Annotated in this window: 18 protein-coding genes; 10 read left to right on the plus strand and 8 right to left on the minus strand. The window is 42.4% G+C overall.

The genetic code is table 11. From position 1 onward, the window contains the following. Positions 1-305 precede the first annotated feature (305 nt). The 3 genes from M2135_RS13225 to M2135_RS13235 are packed head-to-tail and all read left to right on the plus strand — an operon-like array spanning position 306 to position 4,413. A complete protein-coding gene (locus tag M2135_RS13225) occupies positions 306-1,544 on the plus strand; it encodes an anaerobic sulfatase-maturation protein (protein WP_280748993.1) in 1,239 nt (412 codons plus the stop codon). A gap of 21 nt (positions 1,545-1,565) precedes the next feature. Further along, positions 1,566-3,092, plus strand: coding sequence for a TldD/PmbA family protein (locus M2135_RS13230; protein WP_280748994.1), 1,527 nt, complete (start codon positions 1,566-1,568; stop codon positions 3,090-3,092). A 1-nt stretch (position 3,093) separates the two neighbouring features. Beyond that, a complete protein-coding gene (locus M2135_RS13235) occupies positions 3,094-4,413 on the plus strand; it encodes a TldD/PmbA family protein (protein ID WP_280748995.1) in 1,320 nt (439 codons plus the stop codon). 78 nt (positions 4,414-4,491) lie between these two features. On the opposite strand, the gene M2135_RS13240 is transcribed toward M2135_RS13235, so the two are convergent. Beyond that, on the minus strand, positions 4,492-5,142 hold the full coding sequence (locus M2135_RS13240) for a hemolysin III family protein (RefSeq protein ID WP_280748996.1): 651 nt from the start codon (positions 5,140-5,142) through the stop codon (positions 4,492-4,494). Further along, the gene (locus M2135_RS13245) at positions 5,143-5,346 is read right to left on the minus strand and encodes a heavy metal-associated domain-containing protein (protein WP_348537117.1); all 204 of its coding nucleotides are present in this window, start codon (positions 5,344-5,346) and stop codon (positions 5,143-5,145) included. A 108-nt stretch (positions 5,347-5,454) separates the two neighbouring features. Between M2135_RS13245 and M2135_RS13250 the strand changes: the two genes are divergently transcribed. The 7 genes from M2135_RS13250 to gcvT all read left to right on the plus strand — a co-directional run bounded on the left by M2135_RS13250 (position 5,455) and on the right by gcvT (position 14,023). After that, entirely contained in the window at positions 5,455-6,762 is a 1,308-nt protein-coding gene (locus M2135_RS13250) for a folylpolyglutamate synthase/dihydrofolate synthase family protein (protein ID WP_280749030.1), read from the plus strand. Between the two features lie 22 nt (positions 6,763-6,784). Further along, complete coding sequence (locus tag M2135_RS13255; protein WP_280748997.1) at positions 6,785-8,188, plus strand: MFS transporter; 1,404 nt, start codon at positions 6,785-6,787, stop codon at positions 8,186-8,188. Positions 8,189-8,205: 17 nt separating this feature from the next. Next, the gene (gene ispE / locus M2135_RS13260) at positions 8,206-9,015 is read left to right on the plus strand and encodes a 4-(cytidine 5'-diphospho)-2-C-methyl-D-erythritol kinase (protein WP_280748998.1); all 810 of its coding nucleotides are present in this window, start codon (positions 8,206-8,208) and stop codon (positions 9,013-9,015) included. 23 nt (positions 9,016-9,038) lie between these two features. Further along, a complete protein-coding gene (locus tag M2135_RS13265; protein WP_280748999.1) occupies positions 9,039-10,157 on the plus strand; it encodes a DUF1887 family CARF protein in 1,119 nt (372 codons plus the stop codon). A gap of 127 nt (positions 10,158-10,284) precedes the next feature. After that, on the plus strand, positions 10,285-11,688 hold the full coding sequence (locus tag M2135_RS13270) for an amidophosphoribosyltransferase (RefSeq protein WP_280749000.1): 1,404 nt from the start codon (positions 10,285-10,287) through the stop codon (positions 11,686-11,688). Between the two features lie 13 nt (positions 11,689-11,701). After that, positions 11,702-12,925, plus strand: a complete 1,224-nt coding sequence (pepT, locus tag M2135_RS13275) for a peptidase T (protein ID WP_280749001.1) — start codon at positions 11,702-11,704, stop codon at positions 12,923-12,925. 12 nt (positions 12,926-12,937) lie between these two features. Beyond that, positions 12,938-14,023, plus strand: coding sequence for a glycine cleavage system aminomethyltransferase GcvT (gene gcvT, locus M2135_RS13280; RefSeq protein WP_280749002.1), 1,086 nt, complete (start codon positions 12,938-12,940; stop codon positions 14,021-14,023). 268 nt (positions 14,024-14,291) lie between these two features. On the opposite strand, the gene M2135_RS13285 is transcribed toward gcvT, so the two are convergent. The 6 genes from M2135_RS13285 to M2135_RS13310 form a co-directional block, all read right to left on the minus strand. Further along, complete coding sequence (locus M2135_RS13285) at positions 14,292-15,629, minus strand: DUF5125 domain-containing protein (RefSeq protein ID WP_280749003.1); 1,338 nt, start codon at positions 15,627-15,629, stop codon at positions 14,292-14,294. Between the two features lie 11 nt (positions 15,630-15,640). Continuing rightward, entirely contained in the window at positions 15,641-17,131 is a 1,491-nt protein-coding gene (locus M2135_RS13290) for a glycoside hydrolase family 30 beta sandwich domain-containing protein (protein ID WP_280749004.1), read from the minus strand. Between the two features lie 4 nt (positions 17,132-17,135). Further along, positions 17,136-18,527: a hypothetical protein gene (locus tag M2135_RS13295; RefSeq protein ID WP_280749005.1), complete on the minus strand. Its 1,392-nt coding sequence runs from the start codon at positions 18,525-18,527 to the stop codon at positions 17,136-17,138. Positions 18,528-18,561: 34 nt separating this feature from the next. Further along, on the minus strand, positions 18,562-20,112 hold the full coding sequence (locus tag M2135_RS13300; protein WP_280749006.1) for a RagB/SusD family nutrient uptake outer membrane protein: 1,551 nt from the start codon (positions 20,110-20,112) through the stop codon (positions 18,562-18,564). Next, positions 20,113-23,097, minus strand: a complete 2,985-nt coding sequence (locus M2135_RS13305; protein WP_280749007.1) for a TonB-dependent receptor — start codon at positions 23,095-23,097, stop codon at positions 20,113-20,115. It abuts the gene before it with no gap. Between the two features lie 391 nt (positions 23,098-23,488). Next, positions 23,489-25,126: a DUF6377 domain-containing protein gene (locus tag M2135_RS13310; RefSeq protein ID WP_280749008.1), complete on the minus strand. Its 1,638-nt coding sequence runs from the start codon at positions 25,124-25,126 to the stop codon at positions 23,489-23,491. Positions 25,127-25,263: the final 137 nt, after the last annotated feature.

The raw sequence follows: 25,263 nt of genomic DNA on the forward strand, positions 1-25,263 counted from the left end.
TAATGAGCGGCTGTAACGAATACTGCCATTTTGTTTCGTTTCTAACATAAGTTTACTTTTGTTGAATGACAACCTATTTCAGGACAGGACACCTGCCTCTGTTTTCTGTTAGAGGTACGTCTAAAATAATTTAGAGGTACGTCTAAATCCGTTTAGAGGTACGTCTAAAATTATTTAGAGGTACCTCTAACAAAAAAGTGTTCGAAAAGAGGCAGAAAAACCGACAAACCGTTCCTGTTTTTCATTCATAACATCTGATTTTTATGTAAGTTTGTCGTTCTAAAAAACGTAGTCGCCGGCAAATAATGAACAAATCTTATATCTCCCCCTTTGCAAAACCGCTTTATGTGATGGTGAAGCCTGTAGGTTCGGTCTGCAACCTGGCATGCGACTATTGTTACTACCTGGAAAAAGGGAAACTGTATCCGGAGGTTAAGAATCATATCATGACCGATCAACTACTGGAAAAGTTTATCCGTGATTATCTGGAGTCTCAGACAGTACCGCAGGTATTGTTCACCTGGCATGGTGGCGAGGCATTGATGCGCCCGATTAGTTTCTATAAAAAAGCGATCGAACTGCAGAAAAAATACGGCGGAGGTCGACAAATCGATAATTGCATACAGACAAACGGGACGTTGATCAATGACGATTGGTGCCGTTTTTTCAAAGAACATCATTTTCTTGTCGGCATATCCATCGACGGTCCACAAGAGTTTCATGACGAATATCGCCGGAATAAACAGGGGTTACCTTCATTTTTCAAAGTAATGAAAGGGATCGAACTACTGAAAAAACATCAGGTAGAATACAATGCCATGGCGGTAGTCAACGACTACAATGTCGATTATCCCCTTGAATTCTATCATTTTTTCAAACAGTTGGAATGCCATTACATCCAATTTGCTCCTATCGTAGAACGGCTGGTCAGGCATACGGATGAGACATTGCTGACTTCACCCGAACAACAGGATGAACGGATCAACCTGGCTCCTTTTTCGGTAGATGCCGAGAAATGGGGACATTTCCTCTGTTCGATATTCGATGAGTGGTTGAAAGAGGATGTCGGCACCTACTTTGTTCAACTATTTGATGCCACTTTGGCTAACTGGGTAGGCGAACAACCGGGAGTTTGTATTTTAGCCCGCGAATGTGGCCATGCCGGTGTCATGGAGTTTAATGGCGATGTATACGTCTGCGATCACTACGTCTTTCCCGAATACAAACTGGGGAATATCTATACCCATACATTAACGGAGATGATGTATAGTCAACGGCAACTCCAATTTGGTGCAAATAAACAAGAAAAACTCCCGCGACAATGTAAAAATTGTGAATATCTCTTTGCCTGTAACGGAGAATGTCCGAAAAATCGTTTCCTTTATACGGTGGAAGGCGAACCGGGACTGAATTATCTCTGCAAAGGGTATAAACAGTTCTTTGCACACGTTGCGCCTTATATGGATTTTATGAAAAAGGAGTTGATGGCGCAACGGTCACCAGCGAATGTGATGGTATATGCCAAACAACAGAAACAGCATTAATAGTATTGAGAACGAAATAAAATGAAACGACGTGATTTTATTAAAACAGGAGGTGTCGTTATGCTAGGTTCACTAGCTGCTCCTTCATTTTTGGGAGGTTGTGCCTCCGGAGGAGATCAGGCGACTGCAAACTCATTTGCCCTTAATCATTTCGGGGTGAGTGAGAGTGATTTAAAAAAGGTGCTCACAACAGCACTGGAGAAAGGTGGAGATTATGCCGATTTGTTCTTTGAACATACATATCGGAATAATATAGGGTTACAAGACGGAGCCGTCAACCAGGCCGCTTCTAATATCGATTTTGGCGTTGGCGTCCGTGTATTGGCTGGTGATCAGACCGGTTATGCTTATGTCGAAGAAGTCACATTGGAAGAGATGTTGAAAGCCGCACGTACTGCTGCGCGGATTGCCACAGGGACATCTGCTGTTACAGCGCCTGTCGGACTGACCGAGAATGCGAATGCAAATAATTTCTACGGCGTACAAACAGCATGGGATGAGATTGCCGTAAAAGACAAGATGCCTTATCTGCAAAAACTCAACGATCAGATTTTCGCATTAGATAAACGGGTAAATAAAGTCATGGCTGCGATTGGCGATACGACTTCACATATCTTTTTCTGTAATTCGGAAGGAGTGATGTTTTACGACTATCGACCGATGGTCACGCTCTCTGCCGTCTGCATTATGGAAGAGAATGGAAAAATAGAAAACTCGTATGCTGCGCGTGCATTCCGTATGGGAGCGGAGTTCCTGACAGATGATATGATCCAGGAAGTGGCCAAAGAGGCTGTTGACAAGACGGCTATTTTATTTCAGGCGATTAAACCCAAAGGAGGAGAACTGCCGGTGGTTCTTGGTGCCGGAGGATCGGGCATATTCCTGCACGAAGCGATCGGACACGCCTTTGAAGCTGATTTTAACCGGAAAAACACATCGATCTTCTCCGATCAGTTAAACAAGAAAATTTGTATTGAAAGCATCAATGTGGTCGATGACGGAACCATTCCGTTCAACCGCGGCTCGGTGAATATCGATGACGACGGAGTGGCCGGACAAAAAACATACATTGTGAAAGATGGTGTTCTTGCCAGTTACCTGCACGACCGCGTAAGTGCGAAACATTATGGTATTGCCTCCACAGGAAACGGACGCCGCGAATCATTCCGGCATATGGCTATTCCACGTATGCGTTCGACCTATATGGAAGCGGGTAATGTGACAGAAGAAGAGATGATCTCTACGGTGAAAAACGGAATTTATGCCGCCAATTTCACAAACGGACAGGTACAGATTGGCGCCGGTGACTTCACATTCTTTGTCAAAGACGGCTTCCTGATCGAAAACGGCAAACTGACACAACCGATCAAGGATGTAAATATTATTGGCAACGGCCCGAAAGCTCTGGCGGCCATTACGATGATAGGGAATAAATTCAAGATGGATAACGGAACATGGACTTGCGGAAAAGACGGACAGTCCTGCCCGGTGACTTGTGGTATGCCATCAGCTTTGGTTAGCAAACTAACAGTAGGAGGAGAAAGTTAATATGATTACCAACGAAAATAAAAAACTTGTTCAGTGGGCAATGGATTATGCCCTGAAAAACGGTTGTCAGGCTTCGCGCATTTCATTATACAACGGTTCAAACACCTCTTTTGAAATACGTGACATGAAGATTGACAAACTACAACAGGCATCTGAAAACAGTTTGAGTATTAATTTGTATGTCGACGGACGGTTCGGTTCTTATTCGACTAACCGGCTTGACAAGAAAGAATTGGAAAAGTTCATTAAAGACGGTATTGATGCCACCCGCTATCTGGCAGAAGATAAAGCACGAATATTACCTGATCCCTCATTGTATTACAAAGGAGGGAATGACGACTTGGAATTGCTGGATCCTGCTTTTGACAAAGTACAACCCGACGATAAAGTGGCATTGGCCATGAGCGTCTGTGATGAGATGATGGGAAAAGACGAACGGCTTATTTCCGCGAACTCATCGTATAGCGATGGAAGAGATTTCCGGTACATCATAGCTAGTAACGGATTTGAAGGTGAATCGTCGAGTTCTTACTTCAGCCTATCGAGTGGAGCCAGTGTGCGTGGTGATGGCGATGCGCGGCCTGAATCTTATTGGTATGATGCTTCGTTGTATTACGACACCTTAGTAAAAAAAGGAATCGGCACGACTGCTCTGGAGCGTGTATTGCGCAAACTGGGACAGAAAAAAGTCGCTTCCGGCAAATACCAGATGTTGGTGGATAACAGGAATGTATCCCGTCTGCTCTCTCCGGTGATCAATGCATTGTATGGTTCTTCCATCCAGCAAAAAAACTCGTTTTTATTGAATAAACAGGATGAAAAAATCGCAGGAAGTAACATCACTATTTTTGACGAGCCTCATCTGAAAAAAGCGAGCGGAGCACGTTATTTTGATGGAGAAGGAGTGGCAACCAAACGCATGCCGGTTATTGAAAACGGGATTCTTAAAACGTACTACATAGACACCTACTCTTCCCATAAGATGAATCTAAAACCAACGATTTCATCGCCATCTATCCTCACAATGAACTTAGGAAACAGGGATTTGGACGGGTTGATAACATCCGTAGATAAAGGTATTCTTGTCACTGGTTTTAATGGAGGGAACTCGAATAGTACCACCGGTGACTTCTCGTATGGCGTGGAAGGTTTTCTGATCGAAAAAGGGAAGTTGACCCAACCTGTCTCGGAAATGAATATTACGGGCAATATGCTTACGCTTTGGAGCAACCTGATTGAAGCAGGGAATGACCCACGTTTATCGTCCAGCTGGCGTTTACCATCGCTGTTGTTTGACGGAGTGGATTTTAGCGGATTGTAAGAAATAGAAAAAAGTCTGAAAGGACTTTAGTAAAAAAGAGAGAGTCTGATATAAATTTCAGGCTCTCTCTTTTTGACATTACACCAACAACCAAACTGAGATAAAATGACAAACAGTCCCTCCCAAAACGAACAGATGCCACACGGTGTGCATATACTTATATTTATCTAAAACGAAGAAAATCGTACCGAGTGAATAAAACAACCCTCCGGCGATTAACCAGTAGAGAATAGCCATAGAATCGGTTCGTTGAAGAACGTCAAGCAAAGGTTTAAATGCAATAACAACCACCCAACCCATCAAAAGATAACAGATGGTTTTGAGAGTACTCGATTTTCTTATTTTCCGAAAACTGAGGAATACACCAACAACTGCGGCTAGCCAGATCACAAGAAACAATCCCCAGCCCCAAAAGCCCTCTTGCCGTAATGTGATTAAAGTAAATGGGGTATATGTACCGGCAATATGCAAATAAATAGCGCTGTGATCAAACTTACGTAACAAGTGTTTTCGACGACCATTCGTTGCAGCATGATAATAGGTGGAAGTCACATAAGACAAAGTCATGCAGAGGGCATAAACCGTAAAGCTAAACAATACCCAGGCATTGTGAGTTCCAACAGCTTTTAGAATAAGTAAAATAAGAACCGTCAGTCCGAACACCATACCAACGCCATGGGTGATGACATTGGCTATTTCTTCCTGACGGGTTTGTCGGCCTGTAGGCATCTACTGTATCTGTTCTATCTGAAAACCTGCACTTTGAACCGCCTCAATAATGACCGATGGAGAGATATCCGTATTGATTGTCAAAAGTTTATCCGGAGAATCCAGATCTAAAGACCAATCGCATGCTTGAACAATCCCATCCAGTTTAAGTCGGATAGCAGCTTCGCATCCTCCACACTTCGCATTTGTTTTAAATTGCATCATTTCTATATTTATTTTAAGAATTGTAACTGACTGAAAAGCAAAGTTACAAGAAATTTATCATTAATTTATTGATAATTGCTTACATTTGCCGCAGTCAATATCAAAGAGATGACCTACGAAGAAACGCTTCATTATCTATATACCAGTACTCCAGTTTTTCAGCATAGCGGGGCGTCTGCCTATAAACCTGGGTTAGGAACGAGTCTGGCGTTGGATGAACTTCTGCACAATCCACATAAAGTATATAAAACGATTCATGTCGCCGGAACAAACGGAAAGGGTTCTGTTTCTCATTTATTGGCAGCTATTCTTCAGCAGTCCGGATACAAAGTCGGATTGTATACATCGCCCCACCTTGTTGATTTCAGAGAGCGAATACGGGTGAACGGAGAAAAAATCAGCCAAGAGTATGTCATTGATTTTGTAGAACGTTACCGTTCGGCTTTTGAACCGCTACAACCCTCTTTTTTTGAGCTGACCTCCACGATGGCTTTTATTTATTTCCGCGATCAAAAGGTGGATTTTGCTATTATAGAAGTGGGATTAGGTGGACGATTAGACAGCACAAATATTATCACCCCCGTATTAAGTATTATTACAAATATCAGCTTTGATCATACCCAATTTTTAGGAAATACGCTTTATGAAATCGCCGGTGAAAAGGCGGGAATTATAAAACCCAAAGTACCGGTTGTTCTTGGTGATATTGAAAATAACGAACTTTTGCAGCTATTTACCCAAAAAGCAAAAAAAGAAAATGCGCCTATTTATTTTTCCGCGCAGGAAAAAGTACTAACGAATGCCCATTTGACGCCAAACGGGAAGTGGATATTTGACTCAAATGATTTTAGCGAATTAACCGATGAATTGGGTGGTTTTGTTCAAATAAGAAATGCAAAAACTGTTTTAACCGCTATCCGTGTATTAAAAAAAGGAGGCGTAAATATCCTGCCAGAGGGCGTTCGCGAAGGCTTTGAACAGGTCACTCAACGAACAGGTCTGATGGGACGTTGGCAACAGTTACAAAACAAACCGAAAGTCATCTGTGATACGGCGCATAATACAGGGGGATGGTTATATCTTGCGGATCAATTAAAATATGAACGTCCGTTATATTCCACATTACGTATGGTTATTGGCGCAGTAAACGACAAAGATATTCATGGGATGCTTGCGTTAATGCCTGTGGATGCTACATATTATTTCACACAAGCCGCGATAGACCGGGCACTTTCGGTGACAGAACTGGCGCTCCTGGCCGAATCGCACGGATTAAAAGGAGATAGCCATAAGACCGTTGAAGATGCGGTTCATGCTGCCTTATCCGATGCCAACAAAGATGATTTTATTTTTATCGGAGGCAGCACTTTTATTGTGGCAGAAGCTATTCCTCTATTTATAAGAGACAAACAATAATTAAACAATTTAAAATAATACCATGACAACTGAACAAATTCAAAAAAATCTGAGCGATTCGCCGGTTATGCGATGGACAGCCTTGATCCTTATCGCATCTGTTATGTTTTTTGCCTACATGTTTGTAGATGTGTTATCACCACTTCAAACCATGCTCGAAAAACCTCCATTAAATTGGAGTGCCGAAACATACGGGACATTTGCAGGATCTGAGTATTTTTTGAATGTATTTGCATTCTTTCTGATTTTTGCCGGGATTATCCTGGATAAGATGGGCGTTCGATTCACTGCCATATTATCCGGAGTGGTTATGGTAGTCGGCGCATCGATTAAATTATATGCGATCAGTTCTCTGTTTGTGGAAGGAAATGCGCTTTATGATGTTTTGAATTCCTTCTGGACCTCTTTCCCTGCCTCAGCCAAATTGGCTTCTGTCGGTTTTATGATATTCGGATGTGGCGTAGAAATGGCCGGAGTAACAGTCTCTAAAGCGATTGTAAAATGGTTTACCGGAAAAGAACTCGCTTTAGCCATGGGGCTTGAAATGGCGATTGCACGCTTAGGGGTATTTGCCGTATTCAGAATGTCTCCCTGGCTGGCCGAGTCGGGAGCCATCACAAAACCGGTAGCTATCTGCTGTTTACTCTTGTGCATCGGCTTACTGAATTTTATTGTTTACTTCTTCTTGGATCGTAAATTGGATCGCCAATTGGGTGAAATGAACGAGGAAGCTGAAGAACAATTCAAAATTAGTGATATTGCAAAATTATTTACCAGCAAAACATTCCTCATCGTTGCTTTCCTTTGTGTGCTTTATTATTCCGCAATTTTCCCATTTCAGAAGTTTGCAACCAACATGCTGGAGAATCGTTTAGCTATCTCCTCTGCCGACGCAGCCAGTCTGTTCTCTTGGTTTCCTATTGGGGCGATGGTACTAACTCCGCTTCTGGGATCGTTCCTGGATCATAAAGGAAAAGGAGCGTCTATGTTAATGTTGGGAGCAATACTAATGACTGTTTGTCATTTAATTTTTGCTCTTTACCCTTTAAATAGCGACTCGAAAGTAGTAGCCTATATCGCCATTATCGTACTGGGTGTTTCTTTTTCACTCGTACCGGCTGCCTTATGGCCTTCTGTTCCTAAATTGGTAGAAAACCGTTTCCTCGGCTCGGCTTATTCCGTGATTTTCTGGATACAAAATATCGGATTAATGCTCTTCCCTGTTATTATCGGTAAGGCACTCGCATTCGCCAATCCCGGAGTAGCTGATGCCATACAAGCCGGAGAGTCGGCTTCTTATGATTATACTTTACCCATGTTGATCTTTGCCAGTTTGGGTATATTGGCATTCATCCTGGGATTGTGGCTGAAAGTGGAAGACCGTAAAAAAGGATATGGCTTGGAATTACCCAATATTCAAAAATAAATCGTCTCGTTCTGCATATGATCTGTTTCCCGAATGCAAAAATTAATCTGGGACTGAATATTGTCGGCAAACGCCCTGATGGGTATCACGATATAGAAACGGTTTTCTATCCCGTTCCTCTAAAAGATGCTTTGGAGATTGTTGCGGCAGACAATCAGTCGTTTACACAAACCGGCATTTGCGTAGAAGGCTTACCAGAAAACAATCTGGTGATGAAAGCATTACGCCTACTAAAGGAAAGCCATCCGATCCCTTTTTTAGATATACATCTATTAAAAGCGATTCCGTTTGGTGCCGGTTTGGGAGGCGGATCGGCCGATGCTGCATTTATGCTGAAACTGCTGAATGACTTTTGCGAATTAGGTCTATCCACAGAACAATTGGAAGAAATAGCAATAAAGATAGGCGCCGACTGTCCTTTTTTTATTCAAAACAAACCGGTATTCGCCTCTGGGATCGGAAATGTGTTCACACCTGTTGAACTTTCGCTCAAAGGATATTATCTCTGTTTGATCAAACCGGATGTTTCAGTATCAACGGCTGAGGCCTATTCATTAGTAAAACCTCAAAAAACATCGATTTCATTGCAGAAAATCGTTCAAAAACCGTTGAGTGAATGGAAGCAATACATGACAAATGATTTTGAAAAAAGTGTATTTGCCCGTCATCCTCTGATCGGAGAAATAAAAGAAAAACTGTATCAATCGGGGGCAATCTATGCTTCCATGTCCGGATCGGGCTCTTCCGTTTTCGGACTATTCCCGGAACAGACAGATCTGAAAGATCACTTCTCCGATTGCTTTGTATGGGAAGGTTCACTACTTTAGACACGTTCAAAAAGAGAGAAAATATGAAACATCAACTTATATTACTCGGAAAAGATATTAGTTCAGTCTATCATGGTATAAAAGAATTCGCTCCGGATTGTATCCATTTATTGTATACGGATGAGACAAGGGAGATTGCCGACAATATGTTTCCACTGCTTCCAGACTCGATACAATATAAGATGTATAAGACCGAACCGTATAACGGCAATCAAGTGATGGAGATCTGCCGGGAAATCCATCGCCATTATTCGGGCGAATTCATGTATCATCTCTCGGAAGGGACAAAACCGATGGCGTTGGCCGCCTATCAGGTTGCCAAAGAGTTGGGGATTCCCTCATTTTATCTCACCCAGCTTGGCGAATTGGTGTGGCTCGATTCGTTTGAAAAAAGAGAAATGCATTCCACGCTCGATAATGAGGAGATCCTTAAATTAAGCGGAAACACCCTATCCGGTTATCATGACATTAAAAATCTTGATCCGGAAGACATTCAGGGCTCATATGCTATCAAACATTTTATCGAAACATATCCGCACGATCATGCCCGATTAATGAAGTTTTTCGGTATTTTCTGTCAACGTCAGACCTCCCATTTACCAACATCAAAGGTCTTTGCCAGTGGGCTTCGATTTAAACAAAAAGAGGGCGCATTCATTGTAACGCAAAAAAACAAGGTCTTACTCCGTATCTCTCATTCCAATGGCATCCACCTTTATTTTAAAGGAAGTTGGTGGGAGACATTGGTTGCAAATCAGGTACGCATATGGAGCGAACGCAAAAAGAATGCGCCTGAGATCTGGCAAAATGTTATTTTCCAGACCGGAAATGCTAAAAACCAAGCAAAAAATGAGGTTGATGTATTGGTCAACAACAAACAGAAACTCATCTTTATTGAATGTAAATCAGGGCAGATCACTCAGAACGATATCTACAAAATGGATGGGGTACGCGAAACATATGGAGGCGATATTTCTCGCGCCGTACTTGCCAGTTACTACCCATTAGATCATTCTCTGCAGGAGAAATGCAAAGATCTGCAGATCCATCTCTTTGCTCCAGCACACGTAACCGAACGTTTTGAGCATATCGAACAAATGCCCGACTGGTTAGATCAGATGACACTGGAGTTACAGTTGTGACGAATGAGATTCCTCCAGATGAATCCCCGTTCCTTTTAAGCAACAATCTCTCTTCCCGTTCATTGCATTCTTAAACTAAACACTTACCTTTGTGGCTCATTTAAATCATCTAAAACAAAGATAATCGATGGGCGGCTTTTTCGGAACAATTTCCACTTCGGCATGTGCTACAGATCTGTTCTATGGCACTGATTACAACTCACACCTGGGGACACGCCGGGGAGGTATGGCAACTTATAACGACGGTATATTCAGACGTTCAATCCATAACTTGGAGAACTCCTATTTCCGAACACGTTTTGAGGGCGAATTGGATAAATTCGAAGGTAATTCCGGCATTGGGATCATCAGTGATACCGACCCCCAACCGATTTTCATTAATTCCCACCTGGGCAAGTTTGCTCTTGTAACAGTGGCAAAGGTCAATAACCTCGATGAATTGGAAAAAGAGTTACTGGATAATGGCGCTCATTTTACCGAGTTAAGTTCTGGGCAGACCAACCAAACCGAGTTAATCGCTTTATTAATTGCACAAGGCAACTCCTTTGTCGAAGGCATTGAAAATGTGTATGAGAAAGTCAAAGGATCTTGTTCAATGCTGATTTTAACAGAAAATAGCATTATTGCCGCACGTGATAAATTGGGTCGAACACCTATTTTAATCGGGAAAAAGGATGGTGCTTTTGCCGCAAGTAGCGAGCCTTGTAGTTTTCCCAACCTCGAATTCGAACTCTTTTACAATGTCGGTCCAGGGGAAATCGTTGAACTGACCCCTTACAAAATGACACCGTTACGTGCTCCAAATAAAAAAATGCAGGTATGCTCTTTCCTTTGGGTATATTATGGATATCCGGTGTCTGACTATGAAGGTGTGAATGTCGATGCCGTGCGTTATGCTACAGGTAAAGCGATGGCTCAAAAAGATGATGTCGATGCAGACTATGTGGCTGCCATTCCTGACTCCGGCATTGGCATGGGACTAGGGTATGCAGAGGGGAAAGGGATTCCTTACCGCCGGGCAATTATTAAATATACACCAACCTGGCCACGTAGTTTTACACCGGCTAACCAGCAAGTACGTGATTTGGTAGCTAAAATGAAATTGATCCCTAACCGTCAACTCTTGCGAGATAAAAAAGTAATTTTCTGTGACGACTCCATTGTTCGTGGTACACAATTGCGCGACAATGTCAATATCCTCTATGGGTACGGAGCCGAAGAGGTGCATATGCGGTTAGGTTGTCCACCGATCCTCCACGCCTGTCCTTTCGTCGGCTTTTCGGCCTCAAAATCTGCTTTAGAGTTGATTGCCCGACGAATGGTCAAAGAATTGGAAGGAGATGATTCGAAAGACTTGGATTTATATGCAACAACAGGTTCCGAGCAATACAACGCCATGGTCGACCGTATCCGTCAACGACTGAATATCACTACCTTAAAATTCAATAGCGTTGAAGATTTGATCAAAGCGATCGGACTACCTAAGGAATGTATATGTACACATTGTTATAACGGCACCAGCTATTTCTAAATCGTCAGACAACATGAATATAACCGAGCGCTTCCTGAAATACGTTTCATTTGATACCGAGTCGAGTGAGACGAACCAAACAACACCAAGTACACCCGGACAATATGTTTTTGCACAAGAGTTAGCCAACGAACTCGAAGAGATCGGACTCGAAGAGATCTCTTTGGATGAAAACGCTTATCTGATGGCAACGCTTCCGGCCAATGTCGAACAGGAAGTGCCTGTCATCGGATTTATTGCTCATCTGGATACCAGTCCGGATATGTCGGGGAAAGATGTACATCCCCGTATCGTCAGCTATCAGGGTGGGAATATAACCCTCTCTGAAGACGGACAAACCGTATTAACGTCGGATATGTTTCCGGAAATCATGGATTATGTCGGACAAGAGATTATTGTCACCGACGGGCAAACACTATTAGGCGCTGATGATAAAGCAGGTGTGGCCGCCATTATCTCAGCGATGGCCTACCTGAAAGCACATCCCGAAATCAAACATGGGAAAATACGGATTGCTTTCACGCCTGACGAAGAGATCGGACAAGGTGCCGATCATTTCGATGTCAAGAAGTTCGGCTGCCAATGGGGATATACAGTCGACGGTGGCCAGATCGGAGAGTTAGAATATGAGAATTTTAATGCCGCCGGCGCAACGATCCGTTTTAAAGGATTGAATGTGCATCCGGGAACAGCTAAAGATAAGATGGTCAACGCCTCTTTATTAGCTATTGAATTTGCCGGATGGTTACCACAAACAGAACGTCCGGAGCATACCTCCGGTTATGACGGTTTTTTTCATCTGACCAATATGAATGGTTCTGTAGAAGACGCCAGCCTTTCCTATATTATCCGTGATCATTCGGCACGGTTATTCAAGGAGAAAAAAGAGTTGTTGGAAGCTTTAGTGATGCGGATGAACGAAAAACATCCGGGAAGTACTCATCTCGACATACATGATCAATATTATAATATGCGGGAAATGGTTGAACCCCACAAAGAGATGATCATCGACCTGGCTTTTGAAGCGATGACAGAAGTGGGTGTCAAACCGATTATCAAACCCATCAGGGGAGGTACCGACGGGGCACGGCTCTCTTTTATGGGATTACCCTGTCCCAACATCTTCGCAGGTGGCCATAATTTCCATGGGCGGTATGAATATCTGCCGATTCGATCCATGCAGAAAAGCATGGAGACCATCATTAAAATCGCTGAACTGTTAATACATAAATCTTAAAACACAGATAACATGAAACTTACTCCGTTTACCGACACCCATATTATATTGGGTGCTAAAATGCATGAATTTGCAGGTTATAATATGCCGATTGAATACTCGGGTATTATCGATGAACACCTGACAGTTGTCAATGGTGTTGGTGTATTCGATGTGTCCCATATGGGAGAATTCTGGGTAAAAGGACCGAATGCCCTCGCTTTTCTGCAGCATGTGACATCCAATGACGTAAATACGCTTTCTCCGGGTAAAATCCAGTATACCTGCTTCCCCAACGAGAAAGGTGGTATAGTGGATGATTTTCTGTTATATTGCTATGAACCGGAAAAATACCTGTTGGTAGTCAATGCCAGCAATATGGAAAAAGACTGGGATTGGTGTGTGAAACACAACCATGCCGGAGCAGAATTGGAGAATGCTTCCGACCACATGGCTCAATTAGCCGTACAGGGGCCAAAAGCAACAGAGGTGTTGCAACGATTGACCTCCATCGATCTCTCATCCATCCCCTACTATACATTCAAAACCGGAGAATTTGCCGGATGTCCGGAAGTCATTATCTCCAATACCGGTTATACGGGAGCCGGAGGTTTCGAATTATATTTCTATCCACAATATGCCAAACAAATATGGGAAGCTGTTTTCAAAGCCGGAGAGCCGGAAGGCATCAAGCCGATTGGTCTTGGAGCGCGTGATACACTGCGTCTGGAAATGGGATTCTGCCTTTATGGAAATGATCTGGATGACACCACATCTCCGATTGAAGCCGGTTTAGGATGGATCACTAAATTTGCCGAAGGCAAAGATTTCGTCAACCGCGCAGAGTTGGAACGCCAGAAGAAAGAGGGCGTAAGCCGTAAATTGGCTGCCTTCGAAATGATCGACAAAGGCATTCCCCGCCATGGGTATGAGATTGTGGATGCCAATGGCAACCCGATCGGAACCGTAACCTCGGGAACAATGTCACCCTGCTTGAAAATCGGTATCGGTATGGGATATCTTAAACCGGAATTCACCAAACCGGATACAGAGATTTATATTCAGATCCGAAACAGAAACCTCAAAGCAAAAGTGGTAAAAACACCTTTCCGGAAATAAAAACATGAACCTGTTCCTTTTTGGGATACATCTGAAAGCTTATTTTGTCAGACGTAAGTCTGTTTTCTGTTAGAGGTACCTCTAACAGAAAAGTGATTTACATGGCTCAAATAAACCGATAAGATGTTTCCGGTTTTTGTTTGTGTTGTTTCGAAAAGATCAACATTCGAAAACGTTGTGGGAATAATAATTGTGCAATAAAAAAAAGGTTATGAATCCTCTTTGCAGAGGAAAACATAACCTTTTAACCTAATATAGATAACCTTACTTACTTCTTAACGACTGTCAGAACCGCTTTATCGATTCCTGCCGTTACATCTACCGTAAAGACATACGTTGCACCTTCTTCCAGTGTGACATCTGGCAATAATCCAAGGTTACCCGGATCAAGCCCATTTTCTCCATCTCCGATGAAGATCAGGTTGCTGTTGGTCGTCATGAACTCATGAGTTAATTCACCTCCCCAATCTTTCTGATGGAAGAATTTAAAGTTGATTGCATCGGTGTTCACCGTTTCACCGCCAACGACTGTCAACTGGTATATCTTATCCGCAATCGGAGACATACATAAAGCGTTACCAGGGGTCCAACCCACTTGACTGGTTGCTATATCTGGTTTACCCACACCTTCACCAATCACCCAGATCGCACCTGTTCCATCTTCCTGCAAGGTAGCAAGCGAATTACCCGACAAAACCTCTACTTTGAAGTATTGTTTTGTCAGATTGGCCGCGATACGATATTTGCCGGTGATAGGCACGAAGTTATAAACACCTTCCGATTTTTCCTCGATAAAATCAGCGTCTATCCACCAATTCTCTATACCGGAAATACCTTCGATGGTCAACTCCTCTCCTTGTGTCAATTCCAGATCAATTTGATAATTTTCTTTATCAACCATACTCATCTTCTGACCATTAAGTAGAATTTCAAAGAATGGAGCAGCTTCGTATGTTTTCGTATTAAACACAACCGAATATGCACCTCCTTGTGGACTCACAAAAGGGATGTAATTGGAAACACCTTCTGTGATCGCACCACTCTCCCAGCCAAAGACCAATTCAGTTCCTTTCTCGTCGACTACCGGTGTCTTGATATAAGCCGGCAAATCGGTCGAAGGGAATGCTTCTGTGACCGCATACTCATACGGTGTTCCGGTAGGGAGCATCGGATAAGAGGCGTTTTCCGTGATTAGAATAAGATAGGGATAGTCGGCACGGGTAACCGGCAGATCGAACGTTTGCTTACTATTTTTCATTGTCGTATTGAGTAAAACAAACTCCAATGTTGCCGTTCCGTCGGGGGTACCTTTATAGAAAGGTACAGAAATAGTTCCCGAATATTCTCCATTTGATTTTGTACGGATTGTAGTCGTAGAAACCACCTCTTCACCGAAATATAACTGAGCGGTCAATGTAGAAAGTGCGATGTCATCATTTACCGTAACAGTAAAAGGCAGATTGTCTCCAAAATGTACATTCTGGAACTGGCTTTTTACTTCCATCACAGGATTCCCTGCAGGACGGATTTCGTTATCATCATCCGAGCAGGATGCCAAAAGAACAAAACCCATTAAACTAAGTATCCAATATTTTAAGTTTTTCATAAAACTAATTTTTATTTTTTCCAACGATATGATATAACAGATTTTCCGGGCACATTGTAGCTGAAATGCTGTTTGCCGTCGTCCAATGTAATCGTCTTACTTTCTGTCTGGCTGTTCAGCAATACGACCGCATAAGTTCCGTCCGGGTTTTCAAAAGCGGAATAGAAAAAGCCTGTTTCCGAAAAACCGGATGTGCCGATACGCACAGCGCCTGGTTTGACTACAGATGAAAGATGACCGACAATGTAATAATGCGAATTACGTGTAATCGTCGCATAGTCTGATCGTTCGATATCGACTGCTCCATAACAGGTCTGGCAACCGCCTTCGCGGTTAGGACCACGTTCGCTATCAAGCATCAGATTCCATACAATAACCCCTTTACACCAGTTATTCACCGTACCTAACGCCACTTCGCGCATATCTTCAATCAAACGCAATTCCAGATTACGTCCATCATTCCAGGTACCGATAGAAGTCTCCGTAAAAACCAACTCTTTATCGGGATATCTCTCATGAATATCGAGCAATTCGGATTTATCTCCTCCGTAGTTGTGATAAGCTGCACCAGCAACAAGATCGCTATCGATTCCCGCATCATAGATTTTCACCGGATAATCGTTTTGATCGGCCATATTATCATAATTGTAATTGTGGTCGAACAGATAAATTTTCGTATTCAGCGAAGCCTTTTTGAATTGAGGCACTAAATGATCTTTTACAAAATCAAGTTGCTCTTTCCATCCCATAAAAAGAGAGGCCGAATTACCATGATTCAACGGCTCGTTCTGAGGAGTAACCGAATAGATCCGGATACCTTCTTGCTCAAACGCTTGAATCCATTTCACAAAGTAAGAGGCATAATCCGCATAATAAGTCGGATTCAATTGGCCACTGGTCCAAGAGTTAAACGGCTGCATATCTTTCAGGTTATTCACTTTCATCCAACGGGGTGATGTCCACGGAGAACCCATGATATTAATATCGGGATTGATCTCCAATATTCGCTTTAGGATCGGGATGACATACTCTGTCTCTTCCGAAGTCAGTCCGAAGTTTTCTATACCCGGAGTATCACAACAGGTATATTCGCTCAAAGAGAAGTCTGAACAACCAATCGCTACACGGATATAACTAAAACCCATACCTTCTGTAGGTGAAAAAGTCTCTTTCAGAAACTTCTCCCGGTTTTCGAGGCTCATCTGCATCAAGTTATAACAAGACGAACCGGTGACAGCCGCACCGAACCCATCCATCGATTGATAGCGCGTAGCAGGTTCCAATTTGATTGTGGAAGGCGACATATTGTCTTTCGCACTAAAATCGACAGCCTGTTTCTTAAAATCCTGTGAACGCGTATTCGTTGTAATGTAGATCGTTACATCTCCTTTCGTCTCCGGTTCAGGGATCTCTCCATTCTCTTTCGTTTTTGAATCGCCGCACGCAACCAGGCATAAGAGCGAAGCCAAACATATATTTTTAAACAAAAATATTTTTTTCATTTTATTACAGTGTTACTTGCTCTACATGCACAGTGTTAGTATTCAAATTGATTGTAAACCGGTAATTGGCAGAAGGAGTGATCTCACCGTCATTCGGAATTGTCCAGTCGTTATCACCGGTAATAATCTGTTCGCCGGTAAATGTAAAATCACCTGCTTTCTTCTCATTCCCCCAACCGGTATTTTCGAAAGGTTTAAACCCGGCATAGTGGTCATGGTCTCCCGGAGTAAAGAAGGTTCCTTGATAGACGCCTTCACTCACCCGACGAAACAATACATAGTTCATGACATGACCAAAGCCCCAATCGGTATGTACCCGTGTATGTCCGGCATAAACCGCACCAATCTCCTGTGTCGTCACTTTTGTCGGATAGCCCAATCCATAACCGCAAGCCAACAGGTATTGAGGATAAGCAGGGTTCTCTACACCGACAAAAATATTTTTACGAACAGGATTGTAATATACTGTATACGCTCCTGTTTCACCGAGGAACTTCACACGATTATCGGCTACACGTTCAAAAAAGTCCGGATTGTATACGTTCTGACCATCAGCCAATGCACCGACCAGTAAATAGGTCTGACCGTTTTCAAGCGTCCGGTTAAGTGTTCGGAATGTTTCTCCGAAAACATCGTCATCCGCAAAGGCACTTAACGACCAGTCGTTTGCTCCCAAAGAACCTCCTGATGTATTCACCGAAAAGGCATAATTATCATATACGAATGAACGGGTAATCTCGGCATTCGGCGTATAGACAAAGGCCGATTCTCCCTTTTCGTCAATCATAGCCAACCTACCATTTACATTTCCATAGACCGCTCCGCTATAATCAACCGTATTATCGTTATTGATTTTTTCAGCAATCTTAAAACTGAAAGCACTGTCGAATGCCAATTCGGTGGCTTCATATTTATCTTTACTGCCCGATTGAGCCTTAAGTACAGCCACACTACCATTGTCTGTCACCAGGTAAAGTTGATTATATACAGGACGGTTTCCTGTCAACCCTGTGACTACGGTAGAAGCTGTTCCTTTTAAGATATTATCGATAGTCAGATTAACACTTACTTCCGCACCATCCGGCTGATCACTCAATAAAGGAACCAGAATAGGATGGACCACTTCTGCTCTTTCTCCGTCGACAGGAATATGACCAGAGGCTATCACTCGGTTTTCGGCCACCACTTCATACGACAAGGTTGTCAATGTTGTCGCCGGATCTGCTACCGTTACATTTAATGTGACTGAATCACCAAAATGAAAAGAGGCCGGACTGACAGAGGCCGATTCAAAAACCGGAGTCGATTCTTTACGGGCACCGTACTCGTCGTCGCAGGATGCAAAAAAGCATGTAAGCAACCCGGCTACGAGGAAAAATTTATAGATTGAATTCATATTTCAACTGATTTAATAATTGTATTGATCCAAATTAATACCCAGGATTCTGAACAAGATTCGGATTTTGGTCGATCACATCCTGAGGTATTGGTAAGATATAAGATAAGCTGGTAAAAGGATAGATCTGTGCCGGACGACCTTCATCTTTCGCATATACCGCATTCATCACTTCTTCAACCTTTTCCAGACGGACAAGATCAAACCAACGCTGACCTTCGAGCGCCAACTCTAAACGGCGTTCTTTCAGGTAGGCGTCCAGAATAGCCTCTTTACTGGCTGATGCCGATGCAGGTAAATTAGATAATCCCGCACGTTGACGCGTCTTGTTTATGATAGCAGCAGCACCGCTATAATCCCCTTTAGCGATAAGCGCTTCCGCTTTCAATAGCAGAATATCGGCATAACGCAATTTGATGACACTGTTATAAGCGCTCCGGCATTTATACATAAAAGGATAGTTATTGGCCGGATAATACACATTCCAGTCGCAACTATAAAAGACAACCGTTTCTTCATATCGTTTATCGCCCGTTTCGCTATTAAACGCTTTGATCAAATCGCGCGAAGGGGTAATCCATTTCAGCCAGGTAAAGGCTTCTGTCCAGTTATTCAATGGACGGCCATACATCCATGTCACCCAGTTGGTATTCCCTTGAAAAAACTGTGCTTCGAAAATCGTCTCCTTCGTATTCCGCGCCTTTGCATCAATCGCCTTATTTTCCTGCGACGGCGGCAATCCCGGATCTGTCAGCACAACACCAAAAAGATCACTGAAGTCGGCCACCAGATCAAAGCCGTCAGCAGCTACCGCATCGGCATATTGAATCACTTTATCATAATCGCGCAAAGGCTTCTCTGCATATACTTTCGCCAGCATTGCGCGAGCAACGGATTTAGAGAACTGGGTTTTATCTTCCGCATTATTCTCCGGAGCATATTGCAGACCATCCAACAGATCCTCTTCGATCTGTAAGTAGAGGGTTAACTCATCCGTCTGAGGAGGGAAATATGCGGGATAGACATCAGTAATCGTCTCTGAAGTAATATCTCCGGCAATGGAAGTCACCAAAGGAACATTTCCCCATATTCTCACCATATCGAAGTAGATCATAGCGCGCAAGATTTTAGCCTCGCTTTTAAACTGCTGCTTTTCAGCGTCAGTCAAACTTGGATCTTTTACTTCTTCCACATTATTAATCATTTTATTTGCCTGCGCAATGTTACCCATATGACCGTTCCAGTCACGTTTCAGGTTGGTATTCGAACCCTCAATGGAATTGACTTCAAATGGGGTTGTTTCCGCATTGGGGGCACCGGCATATGCATTGTCGGAGTGTGATTCGGCAAGTAACAGCATATCAAGATACCAATGCTCCTGCCCGTTCTTATACAAATTGATCAGTGTCTGTCGGTGAGACAAGACTGCGGCCTTATCTTTAAAAACCACCTGAGCACTATCAGCTGTGACTCCTTCCGTTACATCCGAATAGGAAGCTACCGGATCATAGTCCAAAGAGCATGATGCCAGCAGACAAGCTGAAATAATGGATAAGATATATTTTGTTTTCATTCTTTTACGCATTTAAAATTCGACATTAAGACCAAACACAAAAGACTTACTATGCGGATAAGTTCCCCAGTCGATGCCCATTACGCCACCACTTCTGTCCTTACCGGCCCATTCGTTTACTTCAGGATCCATCCCGTCATATTTCGTAATCGTCAATAGATTACGTGCCGTTACATACGGCTGCAAACGCGATACGCCTAATTTCTGTAGGATTCCTCCTCTGAAGTTGTAAGAAAGAGAGATATCCTTCACACGGAGATAACTGCCGTCTTCCACAAAATAAGTAGAAGGTTGCAGGTTGAAACCGGCTTTAGGCACATCGGTAATCTGACCGGGTGTACGCCAACGTCTCAATACTTCGGTAGACTGATTTTTCAGGTCATACATCCCTTGTGTATCTCCTTTTGATGCATTAAAGATATCATTACCGACAGAACCTTGAAGGAATATACTCAAATTGAAACCTTTATAAGAGAAGGTGTTTGTCAGACCGAAAGTAAATGTCGGATTCGGGTCACCGATATACGTTTTATCCGAAGCTGTAATTTTACCATCTTCATTGATATCACGATACATCAATTCACCTGTCTCAGGATCTACACCATCACTGATATATCCGAAAAAGCCTCCAAGAGGACGTCCTGCTTCGTTACGCACAACACGTGTCTGATGGAAAGCCTGTGTCGTTTCAGCATCATAGTAGATCTGCTGCAACTCCAGTTTTTTCAGTTTATTCTTATTGAATGAAATATTAAAATCTGTATTCCAAGCCAATTCACCGGTCAAATTACGAGAACCGACTGTCAATTCAAAACCACGGTTCATCATCTCACCCTCATTTCTAACGATACTGTTTGCCGCAGCCGCTCCGGATGGTAATGACACATACATCAACATATCAGTAGTATACTTGTAGTAATAATCCATGACTACTGTTAAACGGTCGTTAAACATAGTCGCGTCCAAACCGATATTGGTCTGTGATGTTTTCTCCCAGGTAAGGTCGGATGTCCGCAAGTTAGCCTGTGTTAGAAGCGGTACAGCATCAGCGTTTCCTGTTTCAAACCAAGCCTGACGATTAATATTATACCGTTGCAAATACGCATAGTCACCTACTCCCGACTGGTTACCGGTCTGTCCCCAGCCACCTCTGATCTTCAAGTCATCCAACCAGGTGATATCCTTCATAAACTCTTCAGATGACAAACGCCATGCCGCAGAGAAAGAAGGGAAAGTTCCCCAGCGATGATCCGGATGTAATTTAGAAGAACCATCCTCACGGATATTGAAAGTGAAGAGATATTTACTGTCGTAATTATAGGAAAGACGTCCGAAATAAGACATGATTCCCCAATCGGCAGCATTCGAACCGGTATTATCCCAGGCTATTTTATTGGCTGCATTAAGCGTATGGATAGATCCATCTTTAAAATGCGAACCATTAATATAACTCTGTGACCATTGTGAATCAGTCCATGAAGAACCAATCATTCCTTCGAAATTATGACTTCCTGCAAATATCTTTTTGTAGGTTAACACATTATCAAAAACCAATAATGTATTCATCGAACGTTCATCTTTGGCTGATCCCCAGTCATCACGGTCGGCACCATGTACCGGTGGTGTGAACTCCGTTATCTTTCCATTACGGCGGTCCAGGGTAAAAGAAGATTTCAGATTCAATTCCGGCAAGATCGTAAACGTCATATTTCCCGACGCGATCAGACGGCTTTCATGATTCTTATTATTCTTTCCGTTTTCGATCGCTTCGATCGGATTAGTAATGTTTTGTCCAAAGAATTGACGGTTATATAAACCGGTTGTCTCATCTTTAATCGTCGACGCTGTTGGTAGATTCACCACAGCCAAGACCACTCCACCACGGTTTGACCCTTGTCCTGTGGATACACCATTGCTCGTATTATCCGAATAAGAGACATTCAATCCCATATTAAGCCACTTACGTATCTGGTTATCTACACTGGCACGAAGGTTGTAACGTTTAAAAAAAGCGGAACTCAACACCCCTTTTTCATCCATATACCCTCCCGAGACAAAATAACGTAGTTTTTCATTCCCGTCAGAGACCTGTAACTGATAGTTCTGCGTAATACCTGTGCCATACACTTCATCAAACCAGTCTGTCCGATCGGTGGTTCCTTCCGGAATGGCTCCGGGGCGTAATTCGTCCATCAATTCTTTATACTGAGCGGCATTTAACGATTCAATCTGATTAGAGACCCTGCTCACTCCTAACTGAATGTTGGCTGCAATTTTAGCACCACCATCGGCCTGTTTGGTTGTAATAAGAACAACTCCGTTGGCGGCACGCGAACCGTAGATCGCTGCCGAAGAGGCATCTTTCAAGATCTGCATACTGGCAATATCCGTCGGCGAAAGGAAATTCAGGTTGTCAACCGGAACACCATCCACAACATAGAGCGGCTCATTACTACCGTTAAACGAAGTCGTACCACGAACACGTATGACCATGCCTGCTCCCGGTGCACCATTCGGTTGGTATACGTTTACACCGGCCGCTTTACCCTGAATAGCCTGTGCAGCCGAAAAGATCGGACGCTCTTCCAAATCCTTCAAAGAGACGACCGAAACAGCTGTCGTTACATCTTTTTTAGCCACAGTACCGTAACCAATAACTACGACTTCATCAATCAATTTGGTATCATCCTTCAGGGTTACATTAATTTCAGAGCGATTGCCCACTGTCACTTCCGAAGAGAGATAACCTATATAAGAAAAGACCAAGACAGCATTCGCATCAGCAACCTCAATCTGATAATTGCCGTCTATATCAGAGATTGTCCCTGCAGTCGTTCCTTTTACCATAATGTTTACTCCGGGTAACGATTCTCCGGAAGAATCACTTACCACACCTCTGATATTCCTTGTGTTTTGCGCTTGAACTGAGAGAGTGAATCCCAGAATCAGTCCCACTAAAACAAGAGGAATTTTCATTTTGAAAAAAATAGTTCTCATAATGAATAATTAAATTAAAGTTTTATAGACACATAAACTACTTAAATAACCATAACACGATTGCCAAAGTTTACCCGATTATCGATTATCTCTTTCAGATAAGTCATCATTTTATTTTGGCGATAGACAAGGCTTTTAATGTTCAGATGTTATCAGTCGTTTAATCAGACAAATTTAAACGAAACATAAATTCACTTTTCACAACAAAATAATAAAGTGGATGTTTTTATACAAAAACAAACACAAATCACTTATTGAGTGAACATTACACACAAACAACGGGGTGTAAAAAGTGGAGATATTCAAGGATAATAGTCTTTTTATAAAGCCCTTTTACAAAGATTTTTTCACAGTAATATGACTCAGAAAAAACATGTTTTGACCGTTTGTTTTATCTTATCGACAAAACTAAATCCTCAAATTCATCGCGCAAAACGGCTCTATTTTTTACTTTTGCACGGTAGTTATAAATGGTATTTACTGAATAGCGAAGAAAGTCGGCTATTTGAGAACTATTATTTATGCCCAAACGAATTAAGGCCAATATTCTCAACTCCGTATTTAAGAGTTCACCTTTTTTTAAACTGATTTTCCCCTCTTCGACAAGCAACTCATTGACTTTTTCTACAAAATCGGGGAAAATCTGTAGAAAAGCCTTATCAAAATTGATGTACAATTCAGCTATCTCATTATCCATCAACTCTTGCGACTGTGTGATCTTGAGTAACTTGGAGGCTTGTCCTTCAATGATTTTTTTGTTTACCACACGGCGAAAACTATCTAACTTATCAATATAAGTAGAACAGAGTTTAATAAAATGCCCTATGTAATCCTCCTTAATGCGGTTGGATTCCGACAGGTTCAGATTGGTCACACGTAACTGTTCGTTCAATTGCTTCAGTTCACGATTCAGATAGTTCAAACTCATGTTCGCTTCCTGTAAGTATTTTTGTGTCGTGAAAAGCCGTTTCATCTGCCGGTAAATAAAAAACAAAGCCAACGAAAGTAAAACCACCAACATGCTGATCAATATCAAGGAGTTTTGGAGTTTATCATTCTGTTTTTCAATCATAGCCTGATAGGTTTTATCAATCAAAGATAAAATAACCGCACTTTGAAGACTTCTGAGGCGTGCATTATAAAAAATTGTTTCATTCCATGAAAAACGGATATAGTTGTAAGCCCTCTCGATATCATTTTCACCATATAATATCTCTGCCAGCATCCATAAAGAGGCATGATCTTTTGTCGATGAAAGAATATCCGACAACGCCGATAAGGCTAAATAGTACTTCTCACCATCCTTGTCATCAGCCACTCTGCAAGTCAACGACCGGTTATAACAGGCAATGGCAAATTCGCGGGTACCAATCGTATGTTGTTCCAAACTTCTGTCATTAATTTCGAGTGACTCTTTCAATTTTCCCGAATTACGCAAAGAGGTTTCTTGGGTGGAATAATACAAATAGTCTGTCGGCTTCAGAATCTGATTTAATGAATCCCGGTAACGATTAGAAATTTGCCAGTATCGCTCTGCACCTCTATTATCCTGTGTATAAAAAGCCAGTTCCGAATAAACATGCCCATATGAATCAAAATAATCGACCAATAAACTGTCTGGTAATTGGTGTCTGTCAATGGTCTGAATTAAATCGACCGATTCCATATACATCCCGGCCGAACTCATCAGGTAAGTCAGGTGGAGTTTGCTCTCATACAACCGTTTGATATCATTTAGATGAGTGGCAATATCAATATTCCTATTTTTGTAATAGATGGCTGAGTCACAAATATACGGCCGGTATTCATCGTAAAGTTTCGCATTTAGTTCATAAGCCGCTACAGTATTCTCGGCAACACGATCCAGTTGATTCTTTAAAGAGCGTATACGCTCTTCCTTTTGCGCAGAATATGTTTCGTGATTTTGTATCGCTGTGTCAATCCGAAACAATAAAGAATCCAGCGGCTGTTCAGCATAAACAAAGCCGGAAATGAGAAACAAAAGGTTAACTAACAGTTTAAATTTCATACATTTATTCAACAGGCCTATAACAAGACGGGTATATTTCATCACTATACACCATAAGCAAAGATAATGAAATAAATAAATCTGTTCTATTGTTTACGATCGTTTATGGAGTAATGATTTTTTATTTTTTGTATGTT

Origin of the sequence: Parabacteroides sp. PF5-9, from assembly GCF_029893105.1 — a bacterium.
Classification (GTDB): domain Bacteria; phylum Bacteroidota; class Bacteroidia; order Bacteroidales; family Tannerellaceae; genus JARXWG01.